Annotated in this window: 11 protein-coding genes; 7 read left to right on the top strand and 4 right to left on the bottom strand. The window is 71.5% G+C overall.

Features of this window, described 5'->3' with window-relative positions:
• The first annotated feature begins 15 nt into the window (after positions 1-15).
• Positions 16-2,064: a glycosyltransferase family 39 protein gene (locus ASG80_RS10385; protein WP_056730271.1), complete on the top strand. Its 2,049-nt coding sequence runs from the start codon at positions 16-18 to the stop codon at positions 2,062-2,064.
• Positions 2,065-2,173: 109 nt separating this feature from the next.
• On the opposite strand, the gene ASG80_RS10390 is transcribed toward ASG80_RS10385, so the two are convergent.
• The 3 genes from ASG80_RS10390 to ASG80_RS10400 all read right to left on the bottom strand — a co-directional run bounded on the left by ASG80_RS10390 (position 2,174) and on the right by ASG80_RS10400 (position 6,186).
• Positions 2,174-3,517, bottom strand: coding sequence for an O-antigen ligase (locus ASG80_RS10390; protein WP_082590115.1), 1,344 nt, complete (start codon positions 3,515-3,517; stop codon positions 2,174-2,176).
• A 52-nt stretch (positions 3,518-3,569) separates the two neighbouring features.
• The gene (locus ASG80_RS10395) at positions 3,570-4,928 is read right to left on the bottom strand and encodes an O-antigen ligase (RefSeq protein ID WP_082590117.1); all 1,359 of its coding nucleotides are present in this window, start codon (positions 4,926-4,928) and stop codon (positions 3,570-3,572) included.
• 79 nt (positions 4,929-5,007) lie between these two features.
• Positions 5,008-6,186 carry an acyl-CoA dehydrogenase family protein gene (locus ASG80_RS10400; RefSeq protein WP_056730273.1) on the bottom strand — a complete coding sequence of 393 codons (1,179 nt, stop codon included), beginning with the start codon at positions 6,184-6,186 and terminating at the stop codon, positions 5,008-5,010.
• 104 nt (positions 6,187-6,290) lie between these two features.
• Here ASG80_RS10400 and manA point away from each other — a divergent pair, with 104 nt between their 5' ends.
• The gene (gene manA, locus ASG80_RS10405; protein ID WP_056730275.1) at positions 6,291-7,544 is read left to right on the top strand and encodes a mannose-6-phosphate isomerase, class I; all 1,254 of its coding nucleotides are present in this window, start codon (positions 6,291-6,293) and stop codon (positions 7,542-7,544) included.
• A 60-nt stretch (positions 7,545-7,604) separates the two neighbouring features.
• Here the strand turns inward: manA and ASG80_RS10410 are convergent, their stop codons facing one another.
• Positions 7,605-8,585, bottom strand: a complete 981-nt coding sequence (locus tag ASG80_RS10410) for a GlxA family transcriptional regulator (protein WP_056730277.1) — start codon at positions 8,583-8,585, stop codon at positions 7,605-7,607.
• Positions 8,586-8,670: 85 nt separating this feature from the next.
• On the opposite strand from ASG80_RS10410, the gene ASG80_RS23560 reads away from it, so the two are divergent.
• The 5 genes from ASG80_RS23560 to ASG80_RS10430 all read left to right on the top strand — a co-directional run bounded on the left by ASG80_RS23560 (position 8,671) and on the right by ASG80_RS10430 (position 15,039).
• Positions 8,671-8,820 carry a hypothetical protein gene (locus tag ASG80_RS23560; protein ID WP_156401778.1) on the top strand — a complete coding sequence of 50 codons (150 nt, stop codon included), beginning with the start codon at positions 8,671-8,673 and terminating at the stop codon, positions 8,818-8,820.
• A gap of 146 nt (positions 8,821-8,966) precedes the next feature.
• Entirely contained in the window at positions 8,967-9,932 is a 966-nt protein-coding gene (galE, locus tag ASG80_RS10415) for a UDP-glucose 4-epimerase GalE (RefSeq protein WP_056730279.1), read from the top strand.
• Between the two features lie 188 nt (positions 9,933-10,120).
• On the top strand, positions 10,121-10,438 hold the full coding sequence (locus tag ASG80_RS10420) for a WhiB family transcriptional regulator (RefSeq protein ID WP_082590119.1): 318 nt from the start codon (positions 10,121-10,123) through the stop codon (positions 10,436-10,438).
• A 127-nt stretch (positions 10,439-10,565) separates the two neighbouring features.
• On the top strand, positions 10,566-13,601 hold the full coding sequence (locus ASG80_RS10425) for a glycosyltransferase (protein WP_056730281.1): 3,036 nt from the start codon (positions 10,566-10,568) through the stop codon (positions 13,599-13,601).
• Positions 13,594-15,039 carry a DUF5719 family protein gene (locus ASG80_RS10430; protein ID WP_156401779.1) on the top strand — a complete coding sequence of 482 codons (1,446 nt, stop codon included), beginning with the start codon at positions 13,594-13,596 and terminating at the stop codon, positions 15,037-15,039. Before ASG80_RS10425 ends, ASG80_RS10430 begins: the two co-directional genes overlap by 8 nt.
• Positions 15,040-15,045: the final 6 nt, after the last annotated feature.

A 15,045-nucleotide genomic window follows, 5' to 3' on the forward strand; every position in this document is an offset into this window, starting at 1 on the left:
CGTGAGGCTGCCGGCATGCACGGCGCTCAGCAGGCACGCGGCGACAGCAGCGCAACGCCGGCGCTGGCGCGAATGCTGACCGCCGCGCCGGACGCGATCGCACTCCCGCTGTTCTGGCTCTGCCTCACCGTGACGGTCACCATCATCTTCCGCAGCTTCACGCCATGGCTCGTGATTCCGTTGACCGTCGCGGGAAGCGCGTTGACATGGCGATGGCGGCCGACCGCATTCAGCTCGCGGTTCGGATGGCACTCGGCACTCGCCGCACTCATCATCGTCATCGCGTGGCTCGCGGTCAACCTCCCGTACGCCTCGCGATGGATCGACGTCACACGCGACCCCGGGTTCCTCACCCTCGAAGGAATCTGGCTGTCGGATCATGCCGACCCGGCGCTGCCGATCGGCACGGCCGCCGACGTCGCGGCGGCCGTCCCCGACGCACGGGTCTCATCCCTCGCGTACTTCCCCCAGGATGGCGCGCTTCACGCGCAGGGAGCCAAACTCGTCCCGGGTCTCGTGGCGATCGGTGGTTGGATCGGCGGCACCGAGGGTGTCCTGGTGGGGAATCTCCTCATCGGCGCAGTCGCCCTGGTGCTCTTCTACGGCTTCGCTCGACGCATGATCGGGCCGGTCTGGAGTCTGCCCGCCCTGATCGCGCTGGCGTCCTCGATGCCGATGGTGGCGTTCAGTCGAAGCATCTATACCGAGCCCTTGGTCGTCGGCGTCACGTTCGCGGGACTGACGTTCCTGTGGATCGCCATCAAGTCCCGCATGTGGTACCACTACCTTGCGGGTGGCGCGCTGGTCGGCGCAGGCGGATTGGCGCGCATCGACGGCGTCGCCATCGTCATCGGCGTCGTGCTGGGACTCGCCGTCATCATGTTCGTCGAGACCGACGACACGGCTCGGCGAAGGAACCGCCTGAACTACATCATCTGTGTCGGTGCCGCGTTCGTGGTGACCGCGGTCGGCGTGGTGGACCTGGTGCTGAACAGTCCGGGATACCTCCAAGACCTCAGCGGCGAGTTCGGCCTCCTCACGAGCGCCGCGGTCATCTCAGCCCTCTTGGGCCTCCTGCTCACGTTCGGGCGTCCCTGGCGCGGGGTTCGGAAGGCGCTGATCCGATGGCGGGTCCCGTTGAGCTGGGTGGCTTTCGCTGGGGTGCTGGTGATCGCCGCCGTGCTGCTGAGCCGGCCCCTGTGGTACGTGGGACATGGCAACGCTCCCATCGATCTCGTCGGCGGCCTGCAAGCGTTGAGCGGACTGCCGGTGGACCCGACCCGAAGTTACGACGAACTCTCCCTGACCTGGGTCGCCATGTACATGAGCTGGGCGACGGTCGTCGCCGCACTCGTGGGTGTGGCGGTGGCGCTGCGCCGGTCGATCCTCCGGCGCGATGCCCGACTGTTCCTCGTACTGGCGGTCGTGGCCGCCCCGTCGCTCCTCTACCTGCTCAGGGTGAGCATCACGCCTGATCAGATCTGGGCGATGCGGAGGTTCCTTCCAGTCACGATTCCGGGGCTCATCCTCATCGCCCTCTACCTCCTGCTGGTGGTGACGAACTGGCTGAGCGCGCGGAGCACCATCTGGAGGACGGGTGGGCGAATCGTCGCAGGAGGTCTGGCACTCTCAGTGGTGGTGTTCCCCTTCCTCACCTGGGGGCACATGTTCACGGCCATCGAGCATGGTGGCCGATTGGGTGAGGCGGAGAGCATATGCCGTGCGGTCGACGAGCGCCCGGTGGTCTACGTGCAGTCGAAGAACTACTTCTACCTGCCGACGCTGAAGACGATGTGCGGAGTCGACGTGGTCAACTTCGACGATGAGCCGACACGACGAGAACTCCGTGAGGTTCGCGCCGCGTGGGGCGCCCAGGACGTCGTCGTGGTCACGTTCGACGAGGAAGTGGTGCCCTGGGCCGACACTCCGGCTCCGTATCGCACGACGAGCATCGAGACATGGCCGACGATGTTGAATCAGCGTCCGTACGAGCCCGCGACGTCGGTGTCCCGTGTCTGGCTCGGCACGATCGACGAGGCCGGCTCCGTGCAGCCGATCCGCTAGCGCCCTCGGCCGGAGCAAAGCTTCCAGAAGCTGTACGGCTCCTTGCGCCGGATGTTCCTCCGCCAGGGCTCGGGGGAGTCCGCGCTCTTCGTGAGAGGTCGCGGCACGCTTAACGAGCGCTCCCGCCACCGCCCGGGAGGTCCTCGATCCGCTCGACCGTGGGTGCCGGCGGCCGCCCGGCCGCCAGGGCGTCGCGCCAGCTCATATCCCGCGCGGCCTTCACCGCGCAGACCACGAGCAGCATCCAGCCGCCCTCGCCAAGTGCGAAGCTCTCGGCGAAGCTCGTCACCGCGATGACGACGAGCATGAGTGCGGGCCAGACGTACACGACGCTTCGCCGCGTCGAGGCGAGGAGCCACGACCGCACCAGCGCCACGCCGACCAGCCCGATGAACAGGAGCACACCGATCACGCCGACCTGGAAGTACACGTCGACGTATGCACTGAGCGCCGATGCGTGCGGCCTGCCGGTGGCGAGCTCGATCCACGTGTACGGGGCGTCGTCGGGCCACGACCCGACCCACCCCCAACCCTGCAACGGATTGAAGTTGAGGTACCGGGAGAGCTCACGCCACACGTCGAGGCGCACGTCGAACTCGGCTCGCGCGTCGAGGAGTCCGATGATCCGGATGCGGACGATCCACGCGGTCACGAGCACGGCGACGGCGGCCAAGAGCAGCGCCACCTGCCAGCGCCAACGGGTGGCGGGCGCCGCACGACGAAGCCCGTAGAGCGCCGCGAGCGCGACGAGTGCCGCACCGAGCGCCGCCAAGGTCGTGGGCGAGCCCGAGAGCACGATGCACAGCGACGCCAGCACGATCGAGCCGATGGCCTTGCCGCGCAGCACGATGCGCGTACGCCACTCGACGATGAACGTGAGCAGGGCGATGAGCGCGACGAACCCGAGCACGTTGCGAGACCCGAACAGCCCCTGGATCGGGCCGAGCCGCACCAGGTCGCCCTGGATGCCGAGCACGGCGATCGGCATGTCCAGCAGGACGCCCGACAGCACCTCGAGGGCGAGCGAGGCGCCGAGCAGCAGCCGCATCACGTCGCCGAAGGCGCGCACGATCTGGATCGTGTCGCGCATCAGCGCCACGTACACGCCGATGACGGCGAACGCCACGAGGTAGAGCACGCGCAGCGCGGTCAGCCCGGGGTCACTGCTCCAGAGCACGGATGCCGCGCACCAGCCGACGAACACGAGGATCGTGATGGGCAGGATGCCGTACCACTCCACGGCACGCCATCTCGCGACGAGCGAGAGGCCGCACAGCGCGAGGAGCGCCACCAGAGCAGCGAGCAGGCCGGGCCAGCCGATCAGGCTGCGGATCGCATGGGTCGAGAACGCGAAGCCCACGGCGAGGAGCGTGAGCGCCTGCGCGAACCTCGCGGAGCCCGCGAACTCGCGCAGGGCGCGGCCGAGGTGCGCGCCGTCGTCGGGATCCGTCATGGTCGCCCGCCCCGGCGGGCGCGTCGGGTGTCGGCCGCGGCACGGCGGTCGGTCATCGGGTCACCCCGGGCGCCGGCGGCATCCGCGAGGCCGGTACGGGCGGCGGCTCGGCGGGGAGGGGCTCGGGCGCCCACTGCCGCTGCTTCGTCGACCAGGCGATCGCGATGAGCAGCAGCCATCCGCCCTCCACCAGGAGGCGGCTCTCGGCGAGGCTCTGGCCGATGAGCGCCACGAGAACGATGAGCGGCACGAGCGCGGCGGCGGAGTGGGGGAGCGGCCGGCCGGCCTCGTCCATCGGGCGATCGACGGCGAGGAACCACGAGCGCCAGAGCGACCCGATCACGATCGATGCGAAGGCGATGAGCCCGACGACGCCGAGCTGCATCCAGACGTCGAGCCACGCGTTGTGCGCCTGCAGGTACTCGACGCCGTTCCGTACCGCGAGCCCGTCGAACGGCTCCACCCATGGGATCCAGTAGCCGACCCATCCCCAGCCGAGCCATGGGCGCTCCAGGGCGAGCGCGATGACGGCGTTCCAGATGTCGAGCCGACCCGTGAGGTCCTCGCTCTTGCCGAACAGGTCGAGCAGCGAGTTCCAGAACACCAGGAGCAGGGTGACGGATGCCACGAGCGCGCCGGCGGCCGTCCAGTACACGCCGCGTCGCCGGTCGGGTCCGACCCTCCGCGCCCACATCGCGAACCCGAGCGCGACGAGCACGATCACGCCGACGAGGATCACCGTCGCCGAACGGGTGAGCAGCATGACGACGCCCGAGACGACGAGCCAGCCGATGCCCTGCGCCCGGCGCACGCTTCCGGCTGCGAGGAGCGCGCCGAACACGATGAGCCCGAACAGGGCGATCATGCCGAGCAGGTTGCGGCTCGCAACGATGCCCTCGATCGGCCCGCCCTGGAAGAGCAGGTCGCGCGACCAGTAGAACGCCATGGGCGCGTCGTCGCCGTAGTCGGTGAAGTTCGGCGGCAGGGGCTCCTGCACGAAGATCGCGACCCACAGCTCGAAGGCCAGCGAGAGGCCGAGCACCCACTTGATCGCACCGCCGAACGCGCGCACGAAGCGCGTCCAGCCGAGGCACAGGGCGAGCGCGACGGCCGTGAACGTCGTCGCGAGCGTGAACGCAACGCCGAGTGCCGACCCTGCGGGATAGGCCGACCAGGCGATGGAGAGCGTCGCGAGCAGGAGGAACGCCAGCGTCGACTTGGGCACCCGGCGCCACCGCCATGCGGGGCGCTCGGCGACGACGAGCGCGACCGCCCCGGCGACCACGACGAGGGCGACCGCCGCGAAGCCCCACCAGCCGAGCAGGTTGCGCCAGAACTGGCCGGCGAGCACCGTGAACAGCGCGAGCGTCGCGTACGCGCCGATGAGCGTGCGGCGTCGGCCGTTGGTCATGGCTCCAAGGCTAGACGAACGCGGCGGCGTGTACGTCGCGTTCGGCGGTGCGCCGGGCGGGGACCGGCGCACGACGTACTCAGACGAACGCCGCCTTGCCCGTGATGCTGCGGCCGACGATGAGCGTGTTCATCTCGCGGGTGCCCTCGTAGGAGTAGAACGCCTCGGCGTCGGCGAAGAACCGGGCGACGTCGTAGTCGAGCACGATGCCGTTGCCTCCGCATGCCTCGCGCGCCCAGGCGACGGTCTCGCGCGTGCGCGCCGTGGTGTAGGCCTTCGCGAGGGCCGAGTGCTCGTCGCGCTGCTCGCCGCGGTCGAGCATCTCGGACACGCGGACCACCATGCCGAGCGAGGCGGTGATGTTGCCGAGGCACTTCACGAGGAGGTCCTGGATGAGCTGGTGGGATCCGATGGTCTTGCCGAACTGCACCCGGTCGGCGGCGTACCTCACGGCCGCCTCATAGGCCCCGATCGCGGTGCCGACGGCGCCCCATGCGACCTCCGCGCGCGTGAGGCGCAGGACGCTCGCGGTGTCCTTGAACGAGTTCGCGTTCTGGAGGCGGAGCGACTCGGGCACGACCACGTTCTCGAGCATGATGTCGGCGTTCTGCACGGTGCGCAGGCTGATCTTGCGTTCGATCTTCGTGGCGGTGTAGCCGGGGGTCGAGGTCGGCACGATGAAGCCCTTGACCTGGCTGTCCTCGACGTCCTTCGCCCAGATGATGGTGATGTCCGAGAACGTGGCGTTGCCGATCCAGCGCTTGGCGCCGTTCAGCACCCATGTGTCGCCGTCGCGCTTCGCGGTCGTGCGCAGGCCCTGTGCCGAATCGGAGCCCGAGAGCGGTTCGGTGAGTCCGAACGCGCCGACGACCTCGCCGCTCGCGAGCCTGGGGATCCACTCCGCACGCTGCTCCGCCGAGCCGCACACGCTGATCGCGCCGGTCGCGAGGCCGTTCTGCACGCCGACGAACGTCGCCATCGACGGGTCAACGCGCGCGAGTTCGAGCTGCACGAAGCCGCGGAACACGGCCGAGTTCTCGAACGGCTTCGTCTCATCCCACGCGTAGGAGAGCGTGCCGAGCTCGGCGAGGGGCTTCACGACCTGCATCGGGAACTCCGCCCGATCCCAGTACTCGGCGGCGATCGGCTTGACCTCGGCCTCGAGCCACGCGCGGAGGTTCGCGAGTGCCTCCTTCTCGGGATCGGTGAGGAGGGACTCGTAGGCGTAGAAGTCGCTCGCGAGCGTCTCGAAGGTCATGACTGCTCCAATGCATCGTCGGATGCCACGAGCCTAGGCGGGCCCGGGCGGCGGTCGAAGGCGTTGGTAGTTTGGACCCAAACACGGCGAAGGGACCATCGAGGATGTTTGTGGCGATCGGCAACACCCCCCGCGACTACGCATGGGGCTCCATCAGTGCGATCGCGGAGTTCCGCGGCGTCGCGCCATCGGGCGCGCCCGAGGCGGAGCTCTGGCTGGGGGCGCACGCGGGGTCGCCGGCGACGGTGGCCGACGCGGCATCCGTGGGTCACGCCGACCTCGCCGAGTGGATCGCGGCGGAGCCCGAGCCCGCGCTCGGACCGGCACTCGCCGCGCACGGCGCCCGCCTGCCGTTCCTGCTGAAGCTGCTCGCCGCGGCCGAGCCGCTCTCGCTGCAGGCGCATCCGACCCCCGAGCAGGCGCGTGCCGGGTTCGCCCGCGAGGAGGCCGAGGGCATCCCGGTGACGGCGTACGACCGCAACTACCGCGACGCGTTCCACAAGCCCGAGCTCATCGTGGCCGTGAGCGACACGTTCGACGCCCTCTCGGGATTCCGGCCGCTCGACGAGCTGACGGGCGTGCTCGCGACGCTCAGGGCGGCGGATGCCGCGGACGCCGCTCCCGAGCCGGGTGCACTCGACCTGCTGGCCGCGCACCTCGACACTGCCGATCCGCTGCGCGACACAGTCGAGTGGTTGCTGCGCGACGGGCGGGGCGGCGACACGGGGGAGGCCGCCTGGGTCACGGAGCGGGTGACGACGCTTGCGGCATCCGAGGTCGCCCGGCGCTCTCCGTACGCGCTCTCGTTCGAGACCGTCGGCGCGCTGGCCGACGTCTATCCGGGCGACCCCGGCATCGTGATCTCCCTGCTGCTCAACCGGGTGCGGCTGCGACGCGGTGAGGCGCTCTACCTCGCGGCGGGCAACATCCACGCGTACCTCGCGGGCCTCGGCATCGAGCTCATGGCCGCGAGCGACAACGTGCTGCGCGGGGGGTTGACGCCCAAGCACATCGACGTGACCGAGCTGCTCGACGTGCTCGACTTCACCCCGATCGCGCCGCCCAGGCTCGAGCCCGAGGAGGTCGGACGCGGCGTCGTCGCGTTCCGGCCCGACGTTCCCGACTTCGTGCTCTACCGGGCCGAGCCTGGAGCAGCGGATGCCGCGCGCGTCGCGCTCGACGGGCCCGCCATCGTGCTCGCCGAGGCCGGTGCGATCCGGCTCGCCGGTTCGTCGGGCGAGGCCTCGGTCGCGCGCGGCGAGGCGGTGTACGTCACGCCCGAGGAGGGCGAGCTCGAGGTGGCGGGCGACGGGATCGCGTGGATCGCGACGACGGGCTCGCCCGCGGCATCCGCCTGACTCCATTCGCGAGTTGCCCGAATCCGTAGGGATTCGGGCAACTCGACAGCGGCTCCGGGATCAGCTCGCGACGGCGACCTCGCGTGCAGTGGCCTCGCGGAGGCCGAACACGCGCCGGTACTGCGTGGGCGTCGTCTGCAGCACCTTCAGGAAGTGGTGGCGCATCACCGCCGCGGCCCCGAAGCCCGTCTCGCGGGCGATCTCCTCGAGCGTGAACGACGTCGATTCGAGCAACTGCTGCGCCCTCAGCAGTCGCTGGCGGTTGAGCCACGCGTTGGGGGTCGTGCCCGTCTCGGCGCGGAACCGACGCGCGAACGTGCGGGGCGACATGAGCGCCTTGCGTGCGAGCAGGTCGACAGTGAGGTCCTCGTCGAGGTGCTCGAGCATCCACTCGGTGACCTTGGCGAACGAGTCGCTGTGGCACTCGGGCACGGGCGTCTGGATGAACTGCGACTGGCCGCCGTCGCGCTGCGGCGGTACGACCATGCGCCGCGCGACGATGTTCGCGGCGCTCGCGCCGAGCTCGGTGCGCACGATGTGCAGCGCGGCGTCGATGCCGGCCGCCGTGCCGGCGCCCGTGACGACCTTGTCGTCCTGCACGAACAGCACGTCGGGGTCGACGTCGGTCTCGGGGAACATCTCGGCGAGGCGGTCGGTGTACATCCAGTGGGTGGTCGACCGGCGGCCGTCGAGCACGCCCGCGTGACCGAGCGTGAACGCGCCGGAGCAGACCGAGAGCACCCAGGCGCCGCGCTCGACGGCGTGACGGATGACGTCGAGCACGCGCCCGTCGGGCGGCGTGTCGATGAGGGAGGCGGGCACCGCCACCAGGTCGGCCTCGTACGCGAAGTCGAGCCCCTCGTGCACGACGACGTCGAAGCCGAGCTTCGTCGGGATGGGGCCGGGGTCGGCGGCGACGACGTGGAAGTCGAAGGTGGGGCCGCCCTGCTCGCTGCGATCGATGCCGAAGACCTCGCAGATCACGCCGAATTCGAACGGCGCCATCTGCGGAACGGCGATGCAGGCGATGGTCTGGAGCACGGGATCCTCCGAATGGCAGAAATAGATCGTTCATGTGTCACTCTGCCACTATCGGCAGGATGTTGCAAGGAGTACAATTTCTGCCATGACCATCATAGTGTTCCTCGTCCTCGCGGGACTCGCCCTCTGGGGAGTGCTCGCCACCGTGCTGCGCCTCGACACCGACGGTTATGGTCGCCCCGAGATCCGGGACCGGAACCGGCACGTCGAGAAGCTGCCCACACGCGTCGTCTGATCCCGACCGGGCCCGACGTCGCCGCGATGTCGCGCGCCCGGACCCATCCGGCCGTCTCCTGCAGCTGACGCCCGCGGGTGCGGCGTCGTCCGCCCCATTACGATCGGGGTGAGCGTGCGGACCTCCCGTGTGCGGGAAGCGGGAACATGAGCTGGCTGGTCACCGGAGGTGCCGGGTACATCGGGTCGCACGTCGTGCGGGCGTTCGCCGAACAGGGCATCGACACCGTCGTCGTCGACGATCTCTCGTCGGGTCGGCACAGCTTCCTCCCACAAGGCGCGGCGTTCGCGCATGGGACGATCCTCGACGGCCCTGCGCTCGAGGCCACGATCCGTCGCTACAGCGTGCAGGGGGTCGTGCACCTGGCCGGCTTCAAGTACGCGGGCGTCTCGGTCTCGCGTCCGCTGCACACCTACCAGCAGAACGTGACCGGCACCGCGACGCTCCTCGCTGCGATGGAGGCCACCGGTGTCGATCGCATCGTGTTCTCGTCGAGCGCGGCCGTGTATGGCACGCCCGACGTCGACCTCGTGACCGAGGAGACGCCGCAGCATCCGGAATCGCCGTACGGGGAGTCCAAGCTCATCGGCGAGTGGCTGCTCGCCGACCAGGCGCGCGCCACGGGACTGCGGCACACGAGCCTGCGGTACTTCAACGTCGTCGGCTCGGGTACGACCGAGGTGTTCGATCCCAGCCCCCACAACCTGTTCCCGCTCGTCTTCGACGCGCTCCTCGAGGGCCGCACGCCGCGTATCAACGGCGACGACTACCCGACCCCCGACGGCACGTGCGTGCGCGACTACCTCCACGTGGCCGACCTCGCCGCCGCCCACGTCGTGGCCGCGCGCCGGCTCGACGCGGGCGAGCCGCTCGAACCCGTGTACAACCTCGGCTCCGGCGACGGCGTCTCGGTGGGCGAGATCATGCGCGCGGTGGCCGCCGTCACGGGCGTCGAGTTCACGCCCGAGATCGGTCCGCGACGTCCGGGCGACCCGGCGCGCATCGTCGCGTCCGGCGAGCTGGCTGCGCGAGACCTCGACTGGCGGATGCGGCACTCGCTCTCGCAGATGGTGGAGAGCGCGTGGGAGGCCCGCCGCGCGGCAACCGAGTGACTGTTCACGTCGGGAACGGGCGTCGAAAGATCACATCTCCGGAACACCGTCGGCGTGTCGCGGCCGGGTTGAAGCCTCGACGGCCGGTTGAGGGTTTACCATCTGCGACTTGACTCTCACGAATTACACCGGTGTAATTGGTCATGACACACCCTCTGGGTGGTCGGTACAACTGGGTGGGAGACGATATGGGAAATCCTGAATATCGTTCTGGAGTACCTGACGATTGGTTCGTCGATCCGGTAAGGCTGGGCGTTCCGGGAGTTCGGCAGGGGGCCGGCGACAATCCGCTGGCGTGGCAGAGCGACGCGCTGTGTGCGCAGACCGATCCGGAGGCGTTCTTCCCCGAGAAGGGCGGCTCCACGCGCGACGCGAAGAAGATCTGCGCGGGGTGCGAGGTGCGCGGGGAGTGCCTCGAGTACGCGCTCGCCAACGACGAGCGCTTCGGCATCTGGGGCGGACTCTCCGAGCGCGAGCGTCGCAAGCTGCGCAAGCGCGCGGTCTGAGCAACGTCCGGCGTGGCGGTGAACGTCGCGCCGGACGGTCCCGCCGTCGGCGGCGGGAAAGGGTCGTTTCATGGCGCGCCCGGCCGCGTTCCGGATGCCGCGCCGGGGGCCGCTTAGGCTGGCCCCGATGTTCCCCAGAGTCACCGCCGTCCTCGTCGTTCGTCACGGCGGCGACCACCTCAGGCGCACCCTCGACGCGATCCGTGCGCAGGAGCGTACGCCCGATGCGCTCGTGGTCGTGCTCGCGCAGGCCGACGCCGAAGCCCGCGAGCAGTCCGCCGAGGCGGGCGCCACCCACGTCGTGCAGCTCGAGGAGCCGCTCTCGTTCGGCGAGGCGGTGCGGTCGGGGGAGCGGGTGCTCGGAGCGCCGGCCTCCGATGCCGACGCGCTCTGGCTCCTCGCCGAGGATGCCGCACCCGAACCCGACGCGCTCCAGGCCATGCTGGCGCTGCTCGAGACGGCGAAGTCCGTCGCCGTCGCCGGCCCGAAGCTCATGGAGTGGGACGAGCCGGATCGCATCGCGGGCCTCGGCCGCACGATCACCCGCCTCGGACGGAGCCTTCCGATCGTCGGCGACGAGCTCGACCAGGGCCAGCACGACGGATTGAGCGACGTGCTCGGCCTGGATCCCGCCGCCATCCTCGTTCGGCACACCGTGTGGCAGGCGCTCGACGGGTTCGATCCCGCACTCCCGACCGCCGACGACGGACTCGACCTCGGCGTGCGCGCACGCCTCGCCGGGCACCGCGTGGCCGTCGTCCCCGAGGCGCGTGTGCGGTTCGCCGCCGCCGGCGTCGCCGGGCCGCCCGGGGGAGGCCGGAGCAGCACTCGGCGACGTCGCACGCGCGCAGCGCGAGCGGCCGCGCTGCACCGCAGGCTCGTGTACGCGCCGGCGGCCGCGGTCCCGCTGCACTGGCTGAGCTTCCTCCCGCTCGCGATCGTGCGCTCGGTGCGGTTCCTGCTCGTGAAGCAGCCCGGCAGCATCCCGGGCGAGTTCGCCGCGGCCGTCACCACGATGTTCTCGGGAATGCGAGTGCCGCGAGCCCGCCGTGTGCTCGCGGCGGCGCGCACGGTCGGCTGGTCGGCGATCGCACCGCTGCGTATGCAGCCCGACGAACTGCGCCGGCGCCGCCAGGCCGCGGCCGAGGCGAGGCGCACCCGCGCGCGGGGACGCTCGAACGAGCTGCAGTTCGTCGCCACCGGCGGAGGGTGGGTGCTCCTGGCGACAGCCGCGGCATCCGTCGGCCTGTTCTCCTGGCTGATCGGATCTGGCGGCGTCGGCGGCGGGGGACTCCTGCCGTTGTCGGGGTTCGCCGAACTGTGGCGCAACGCCGCCTACGGTTGGCGCGACGTCAACATCGGCTTCGTCGGTGCGGCCGACCCGTTCAACGGCGTGCTCGCGGTGCTCGGCTCGCTCACCTTCTGGTCGCCGTCGTTCGCCGTGGTGCTGCTCTGGCTCGTCGCCATGCCGGCCGCGGCCGTCGGCGTCTGGTTCGCGGCCTCCCGCCTCACCGAGCGCGGCTCGTTGCGGGCCGTCGCCGCGCTCGTCTACGCTGTGGCCCCGCCCTTCCTGTCGGCGCTCGCCGAGGGACGACCGGGTGCGGTGCTCGCCCACGTGCTGCTCGGGTGGCTGGCGTTCGCGGTGTTCGGTGCCGCGACCTCCTGGGCCGCCGCCGCGACCGCCTCGCTGCTCTTCGCCGCCGTCATCGCGTCGGCGCCGAGCCTCGCGCCGGCGCTGCTGGTCGGCTGGATCGTCGCGATGGCCGTGAGCGGCCGTGCCGCGGTGCGGTTGGCGGGGTTGCCCGTCCCGGCGGCGGTGCTCGCGCTGCCGCTGATCGTGGAGCAGGTCGGGCGCGGCACGCCGCTCGGGCTGCTCGGCGACCCCGGCGTGCCGGTCGGCGGAGCCGTCCCGACGCCCTGGCAGCTGGCGCTCGGATTCCCCGAGGGTGGCTGGGGCGGATGGAGCGCACTCGTCGAGGCTGCGATGTCGTCGGATCCGCGGATCGTCGCGACGCTCCTCGTCGCGCCGCTCGTGCTCGCCGCGCTCGCCGCGGTGTTCGCACCTCGCTGGAGTCGCGCCGTGCTGGCCCTCGGCACCGTGCTGCTCGGCTACGCGACGGCCGTCGCGGCGACCCACGTGTCGGTGGCGATCGTCGGTCCTGACGTGGTGGCGGTCTGGGCGGGGGCGGGCCTCAGCCTCGCGTGGCTCGGGCTCGTCCTCGCGTCGGTCGTCGCGCTCGATGCGCTCCGTCGCGGAGCCGCGGCCGCCGGTGCCGTCGTGGCGGTCGTGTCGCTCGTCGCGGTGCTCCCCGCCGCGATCGTGATCGCGACCGACGCGGTGCCTCTCGCGCCTGCCGGCGAACGGACCCTGCCCGCCTACGTCGTGGCACAGGCCGAGGGCGACCCGCGGGTCACGACGCTTCGCATGGAACCGGAGGCCGACGGCGGACTGCGGGCGACGCTCGAGCACGGCACCGGCCAGACGCTCGACGACCAGTCCACGCTCGCCCAGACCCAGACGGAGCTCCCGGACAGCCAGGTGGAACTCGCGACGATCGCAGGCAACCTCGCGTCCCGCAGCGGGTTCGACCCTGAGGCGGCCATGCGCGAGTTCGGTGTCTCGTTCGTGCTGCTCGCGCCGGCGGCCGACGACGGCCGGGCGGCGACGCAGACGGAGGCGCGGGCGCGAACGGCGCTCGACGGGAACGCCACCCTCGTCGCCGTCGGCGAGACCGACTTCGGTGAGCTGTGGCGGTTCGCCGCAGCCGAGCCGGATGCCGCTGCGGCGCAGATCCCCGACGGCGCGGGCGGCTGGGTGGCGGGCGTCATCACGACGATCCAGGTCATCGTGATCGGCGCGACCCTCCTCCTGTCGATCCCGACCGGCGCCGGACGTGAAGCCGACCGTCGGCCGCGCCGAACCGCGCGCCGACGTGATGCTGCCGTGCCCGCGGACGTCGCGGAGGGCACGGCCGCGGAGGCCGATGCGTCGCCCGAGGACGCGGACGAGCGGGCGGAGGCCGATGCGTCGTCCGAGGACGCGGACGAGCGGGCGGGGGCCGATGCGCCGTCCGATGGCGCGGAATCCACGGACGGCGTGGAAGCGCCCGCCCCGCCGAGAGCGCCGCGCCGAACGGAGGGAGACGACGATGCGCGTGAGTAGTAAGCAGGCCATCCGTATCGGCGCCCGCAGCCTGGGCTTCGTCGCCGCGGCCGCGATCGCAGTGGGTTCCGTCGCCGTGGCCGCGCTGGTGCCGTGGACCGAGTACCGGGCCGAGGCGCCGTCGGTGGTCGTGCAGCCTGCGGAGAGCCGCCAGCAGCGTGTCTGTCCGGGCCCGCTGCTCGCGCTCGGCGAGGACGCTGCCGCGGCGACCACAGCCCCCTCCGTGGGATCCGCCGACATCGTGACCGCCGCCGAACCCCCCGACGCCGCCCTCGAGGAGATCCCCCTCGCCGCGCCGGGCAACCCGCGCGCTGGGGAGGACGGCACGCCCGTCGCCATCGCGGCCGAGCCCGGCGGGGTCGATGCGGGCATGCTCGCCGGCGCACAGTCGCAGGGCGTGTCGACCGAGACGCTGGCCGGATTCGCCGCCGCCGCGTGCGGCGAAGCGGTCGCCGAGGCGTGGCTCGTGGCCGGCGCGACCAGCCTCGGCCGGAGCGGCCTCGTGCTCCTGTCGAACCCGACCGCCGTCGCGGCGACCGTCGACGTGCGGGTCATCGGCGAGGCGGGCGCCGTCGAGGCGCCGTCCGCCCTCGGCATCATCGTGCCACCCGGCAGCCAGCGCGTGCTGTCCCTTGCAGGGCTCGCGCCCAACCTCCTCTCCCCGATCGTGCACGTCACCAGCACGGGCGGTGTCATCGCGGCCAGCCTCGAGCAGTCGGTGGTCGTCGGCCTGGCACCGGCCGGCATCGAGCTCACCGGCGCGACCGCGCCGCCGGCGACGAGCCAGGTCATCCCCGGGCTCGTCGTGCCGGAGGCCGGCGGCGTCGAGGCGACGGAGGACCACGTGGACGGAGACGACTTCCCGGCCGTGCGGTTGTTCGCACCCGGCGACGACCCGGTCGACGTGTCCATCGGGGTCGTACCCGGGGCCGCCGGCGGCGGTGGCACGATCGAGGCCACCCTGGAGCCCGGGCGCGTGCAAGACGTGCCGCTCGGCTTCCTCGAGGCCGGCGTCTACACCATCCGCATCGAAGCCGACGCCCCGGTCGTGGCTGCGGCGCGCGCCACGGTCGGCGGCACCGAGGGGCAGACGGATGCCGCGGCGCCGTCGGACCTCGCCTGGACGGTGGCCACGGCGCCGCTTCTCGACGCCGCGGTGGTGGCGGTGCCTCCCGGGCCGTCGCCGACCCTGCAGCTCGTGAACCCGGGTGGTGCCGCGGCTGCGGTGACCGTGACCGAGGATGGAACGGAGCGCACCGTCAGCGTGCCCGCCGGGGGCGCGGCGTCCCTGCCGCTCGGCGGCGCGTCATCCGTGGTGCTCCGGGGAACCTCCGGGCTGCACGCGACGGTGTCGTTCGCCGGGTCCGACGAGCTTGCGTCGTTCGGCGTGCAGCCACCCGGCCCGCTGGACTCGCCGATCCGCGTCTACCCGCACTGAGCGCCG

Source organism: Agromyces sp. Soil535 (assembly GCF_001428255.1).
GTDB lineage: Bacteria > Actinomycetota > Actinomycetes > Actinomycetales > Microbacteriaceae > Agromyces.

What these genes read in the sequence shown, in the direction of transcription:
- ASG80_RS10385 (WP_056730271.1), top strand. Translation starts at nt 16, where the DNA reads ATGCACGGCGCTCAGCAGGCACGCGGCGACAGCAGCGCAACGCCGGCG.
- ASG80_RS10390 (WP_082590115.1), bottom strand. Translation starts at nt 3,517, where the DNA reads ATGACGGATCCCGACGACGGCGCGCACCTCGGCCGCGCCCTGCGCGAG.
- ASG80_RS10395 (WP_082590117.1), bottom strand. Translation starts at nt 4,928, where the DNA reads ATGACCAACGGCCGACGCCGCACGCTCATCGGCGCGTACGCGACGCTC.
- ASG80_RS10400 (WP_056730273.1), bottom strand. Translation starts at nt 6,186, where the DNA reads ATGACCTTCGAGACGCTCGCGAGCGACTTCTACGCCTACGAGTCCCTC.
- manA (WP_056730275.1), top strand. Translation starts at nt 6,291, where the DNA reads ATGTTTGTGGCGATCGGCAACACCCCCCGCGACTACGCATGGGGCTCC.
- ASG80_RS23560 (WP_156401778.1), top strand. Translation starts at nt 8,671, where the DNA reads ATGACCATCATAGTGTTCCTCGTCCTCGCGGGACTCGCCCTCTGGGGA.
- galE (WP_056730279.1), top strand. Translation starts at nt 8,967, where the DNA reads ATGAGCTGGCTGGTCACCGGAGGTGCCGGGTACATCGGGTCGCACGTC.
- ASG80_RS10420 (WP_082590119.1), top strand. Translation starts at nt 10,121, where the DNA reads ATGGGAAATCCTGAATATCGTTCTGGAGTACCTGACGATTGGTTCGTC.
- ASG80_RS10425 (WP_056730281.1), top strand. Translation starts at nt 10,566, where the DNA reads ATGTTCCCCAGAGTCACCGCCGTCCTCGTCGTTCGTCACGGCGGCGAC.